The sequence below is a fragment of the Dietzia sp. DQ11-44 genome, from assembly GCF_014145205.1.
Classification (GTDB): Bacteria; Actinomycetota; Actinomycetes; order Mycobacteriales; family Mycobacteriaceae; genus Dietzia; species Dietzia natronolimnaea.
Window position 1 is genome coordinate 1 of sequence record NZ_JAALEC010000251.1, and the last position, 4,564, is coordinate 4,564.

Genomic DNA, 4,564 nt, shown 5'->3' on the forward strand with positions numbered 1-4,564 from the left:
GGGAGCGGGACCGGCCGGTGCCCGCCTCGGCCCGCTCCGGCCGGGTGGGCTCGACCGCGCATCCGGAGGCCCACCGGCTCACCACGCGTACCGATCTCTCGGACACTGTGCTGGGCCCGCGGAACTACACGCCTCGGCGGATCGGTCTGCTCGCCGTCGTCGCCATCATTCTCTTGGTGACGGTGTCGTTCCCCCTGCGCAATCACTACCAGTTCCTCTCGGACGAGAAGGCGGTGGCGCAGGAGCGGGCCGCGCTGCAGGCCACGATCGCCGAGCTCGAGGCCGAGGAGCAGTTGCTCGCCGATCCGGCGTACATCGAGCAGCAGGCCCGAATCCGCTTCGGCGCCGTCAAGCCGGGGGAGACCCCGTACCGGGTGAGCCCGGTGGATCCGGTGGAGCAGGCGGCGGCCGAGCAGCGGGCGGCCGAGTTGGCGGCGCTGCCGTGGCAGACGCGGGTGTGGGACTCCATCTCCGTGCCCGCCGATCCCATCTTCCCGGAGAACTCGAGTCTCCCGGGGGGTACGTCGGTCCTCGAGGGCACCAGCATCCCCGGCGGCCCCGACACCCCGGCCGTTCCGGTCGATCCCCGACGCGGGCACCTCGGTGTCGATTCCCCGGGCGACGACGCAACTCAACCCCAACCACAGGAGGACCCCCCAGCGTGAGCGCCGAACACAGCGTGTCCAGTGACGATCTCGAGGCGATCGAGGCCCAGCTGGGTCGGCGACCGCGCGGGGTGCTGGAGGTGTCCTACCGCAGTCCCGACGGCAGGCCCGGGGTGGTCAAGACCGCGCCGCGGCTGGAGGACGGCACCCCGTTCCCGACGCTGTACTACCTCACCGATCCGCGGCTCACCGCCGAGGCGAGTCGGCAGGAATCCGCGGGGATCATGAGGGGGATGACGACGAGGTTGACCTCCGACCCCGAGATGGCGCTGAACTACACCCAGGCGCATGAGCGGTATCTGTCCCAGCGCAACGAGATCGAGGACCTGGGTACCGACTTCTCCGGTGGCGGGATGCCCGAGCGGGTCAAGTGCCTGCACGTGCTGATGGCGTACGCGCTGGCCGAGGGGCCGGGCGTGGTGTGGCTGGGCGACGAGTCCGTGGCCCTGGCCTGCGAGGCCGGACTGCGCGGCACCGCGCTACCGGAGGACTGGCCCACGCCCGAGGAGCTGGGCGTGCCCGACTACTACGCGCAGGAGCAGGAGTGACCGCGACTGCTGCTGATGGCGCTGTTCGTGTTGGAGCCGTGGACTGCGGCACCAACTCCATCCGGCTGCTGGTGGCCGAGGGAGTGCCCGGCCAGTCCGGGCTCACCGACGTCACTCGCGAGATGCGCATCATTCGGCTGGGCGAGGGCGTCGACGCTACCGGCAGGCTCTCGACCGAAGCGATCTCGCGATGCCGCACCGCACTCACTGACTATGCGGCCACCATGGCCGAGCTCGGCGTGCAGTCGGTGCGGATGGTGGCCACCTCCGCCACCCGCGACGCCAGCAATAAGAATGAGTTCTTCGACATGACCGCCGAGGTGCTCGGCAAGCACTTCCCGGGCGCGGTGGCCGAGGTGATTTCCGGGCAGACCGAGGCCGAGCTGACCTTCGCCGGCGGGGTGATCGACCTCGACCCGTCCAACGGACCATTCGTGGTGACCGATCTCGGCGGTGGGTCCACGGAGATCGTGGTGGGCGAGATTGTGCACGGCGAGGTTCAGATCCTCGGCGCCCGCAGCCTCGACGTGGGCTGTGTGCGGCTCACCGAGCGGGTGCTCCACTCGGATCCGCCCACGGCGGACGAGATCGCGGAGGCCCGGGCCGTCATCGCCGACGCGCTGGCCGAGGCCGGCGACGTGCCCGTCGGCCTGGCCGACCGCTGGGTGGGGGTGGCGGGCACCTTTACTACGTTGAGTGCGTTGGCTGAGGGACTGGGGGAGTACGACCCCGAGCGGATCCACGGCAGCGTGGTCCCGCTCGATCGGATGCGTGAGGTCTGCGACCGTCTGGTGGCGTCCTCGGTGACCGAGCGCCGCAGCTTGGGGCCCATGCATCCGGGCCGCGCGGATGTGATCGGCGGGGGCTCCATCGTGGTCCAGGAGCTGTGTGATGTGATGGCAGAGCGCGCCGGGTTGTCCGAACTCACCGTGAGTGAGAAGGACATCCTGGACGGCATCGCGATGTCGGTGCTGACTCGCCTGGCTGGCTAGTTCGGCACCGCGTATCGCGCGCCACCCGGCCCGCCCCGGCGAGGCTGGCAAGCCCCCATAGCCCAATTGGCAGAGGCAGACGGCTTAAAACCGTCAAAGTGTCGGTTCGAGTCCGACTGGGGGTACCGTTGCGACCTAGAAGTATTTCGCGAGATAAGCCCGAAGTTCTGGGTCGCAGACATAGACATAGGTTCCGAGCATCCCTCGAGTGAGCAAGACGGCGTAGATGTTCTGTATGTAGCGGACAAGTTCGTCGTTGGTGAACTTGCGCTGCTTGTTTCTCTGGATGCTTTTTCCGTCGAAGAACTGTGCTCGGTCAAACTTCATTTCTCCGGACTGCGGGGAGTAAGTAAGGTCCGGTCCGATGATGACGCCCGCGTAATTGAGGTCGTAACCCTGGATAGTGTGTATAGATCCAATCTCATCAATGGAGTTCGCGCTATTTACCCAATCGACGTCCGTTTGATTCCACCGAAATTTGGATCCGTCGATCACGATGTCATAGGCAGACTTGTCGTTCTTTGACTGCCACTGCCACGCGTACCCGGCTAGGAATCGGGATAACCCCACTTCCTTTTCGCGAGTTCGAATCGCGCTTACAAAATCTCCAAAATCGGAGAATAGCCGAAGTTCGTAGCCTTCGAAGTGCTGCCGCGCGGGCTGTTCGTTCGAAAGCACTCGCCTGATGTATCCGACATAGTCCTGGTCAGACTTGACGCGCATCTGGGATGAAAGGCGGTACGAGCGGGTCTCAATATCGATCGAATCGACCAAGGCGTCCAGCGACGCCTTGGAAACATCCATTGTTCTTACGCTTTGCGCTGAATCAAGCAGGTAGATCTGATGCCTGCTTTGCTGATTGATCCAGTCAAGCTGAGTGTATTTAGGGTCGTCTTCTCCAAAGAGCTTTTCGTTAATCTCTCGAAACTCGATGTTCTTCATCGCAGAGGGCATGTTCGCACGTTGGCTGAGTCGATGGGTTTCATCGACAATCAGCAGGTCGTACTCGGACTCACTTTGTCCGACCTGGAATGGTGTGAGTACTGCGATAGGCGAAAGTCCCGGAGTCTTCTTGAAAACTTCTTGAATAGATTTTCGAAGTGACTGTTGCGGCACGACGAGGCCGATCTGGAAATTCTTGAGAAGCTCAGGGAAGCCCGGCGCGAAGAACTCGCTGAGGAGGGAGTCGCCTTCGGGCTGTTCGGTTTCTTCTGTGCTCTGGATGTCGGACAGGAGCTTCATGAGATAGATGGCGATGACCGTTTTTCCGGTTCCGGGGTTTCCGTGAATCAGGATCCGACTTTCCCGATCGTTTTCGAGATCCTCGAAGAGTCCGCTGAGGATGTCCTCGACCGTGATGGTCTGTTCTTGATTCAGCGCCTTGAAAGGCGAGAGTTTGAAAAGGTCAGTATTCTCAATTTCGGCTACTGTGCGAGTGAAGATACCCTCCGAGCGGAGCTCTTCGAAAATCTGGTCAAATTTCTCTTGATATCCAGGGCGTCCGTAGTAATCGGCATTAGTGATCCCGTCATTTCTGTTGAGGATCTTGAATTTTCCATCGCCAGCGGCCAACCGAATCAGATAACTTTCCAGGTCGAGGCATACCGACTTATTGAAAGTTTCGTCGATGATCACTCGGGCGTGATTCAGCTGGTGTTTTTTGCCGGAGTCAATGTGCTGACGTAGGCGGCCGGACCCATTTATCGATTCACCAATGTAGATTTCAGACTGGCCGTCAAGGGTATAGACGACCGGCCAGTTCTTATGCCGTGGGTCTGTATCGGCCCACACGCTCACCGCGTCAGGGTCAAAGGCGAACTTGTCGATCCTAAAGCCTGTCATACTTGTCGCTGCGTCCTCTGGCGGTTGCGGTGGGGTACTTTTCTCGGGTGATAGCGAGCTTTTCCAAAACTAACCGCTCGGGGGATTCTCCGAGACGATCTGCCAAGAGGTAGGCATATGTAAGCACATCTGCGAGTTCAAGACGCACCTCCGTTATGTCGTAGTCGTCGGACCACTGGAAACACTCTAGTAGCTCTGCTGCTTCGATCGATACCGACTTTGCTAGGTTTGCGGGAGAGTGAAACTGCGCCCAGTCTCGCTCCGCTACGAACAGACGTAGCTCGTCCCGTACGTGCCGTTGAGGAGAATCCATGTGACCATCTTGACAGCGCGGCGTTGATGGCGCGCGGTGTCTTCGCGAAAGGCTGTGGAATGGGATGAGTATTTGGAGGCTTGGGGGCCACCGGATATTGCGTCTGGGGGCCAGCAGTATTGCCGTTGGGGGCCGGTGATCGCGTCTGTGGGGACCACCGGCCCTCGCTGGCGTGCTTAGCCCCGCTGATTCATGGAGTGTGAG

Annotated in this window: 5 protein-coding genes and 1 tRNA gene; 4 read left to right on the forward strand and 2 right to left on the reverse strand. The window is 61.6% G+C overall.

The annotated features are described in order from the left end of the window. From G6018_RS07215 to G6018_RS07230, 4 genes are all read left to right on the forward strand, one after another. Nucleotides 1–665: septum formation initiator family protein (locus G6018_RS07215; RefSeq protein WP_182639260.1), on the forward strand; the 665-nt coding region annotated here is incomplete at its 5' end. Beyond that, nucleotides 662–1,213: a DUF501 domain-containing protein gene (locus G6018_RS07220; RefSeq protein ID WP_182639261.1), complete on the forward strand. Its 552-nt coding sequence runs from the start codon at nt 662–664 to the stop codon at nt 1,211–1,213. The genes G6018_RS07215 and G6018_RS07220, both read left to right, overlap by 4 nt. A 38-nt stretch (nt 1,214–1,251) precedes the next feature. Then, the gene (locus G6018_RS07225; RefSeq protein WP_347237820.1) at nt 1,252–2,205 is read left to right on the forward strand and encodes a Ppx/GppA phosphatase family protein; all 954 of its coding nucleotides are present in this window, start codon (nt 1,252–1,254) and stop codon (nt 2,203–2,205) included. A 51-nt stretch (nt 2,206–2,256) separates the two neighbouring features. Further along, a tRNA-Leu gene (locus tag G6018_RS07230) sits at nt 2,257–2,330 on the forward strand. Nucleotides 2,331–2,340: 10 nt separating this feature from the next. On the opposite strand, the gene G6018_RS07235 is transcribed toward G6018_RS07230, so the two are convergent. Beyond that, the gene (locus G6018_RS07235) at nt 2,341–4,047 is read right to left on the reverse strand and encodes a DUF2075 domain-containing protein (protein WP_182610470.1); all 1,707 of its coding nucleotides are present in this window, start codon (nt 4,045–4,047) and stop codon (nt 2,341–2,343) included. After that, nucleotides 4,034–4,360: a nucleotide pyrophosphohydrolase gene (locus G6018_RS07240; RefSeq protein ID WP_182610469.1), complete on the reverse strand. Its 327-nt coding sequence runs from the start codon at nt 4,358–4,360 to the stop codon at nt 4,034–4,036. The genes G6018_RS07235 and G6018_RS07240 overlap by 14 nt, the downstream gene beginning before the upstream one ends. Between the last annotated feature and the right edge of the window lie 204 nt (nt 4,361–4,564).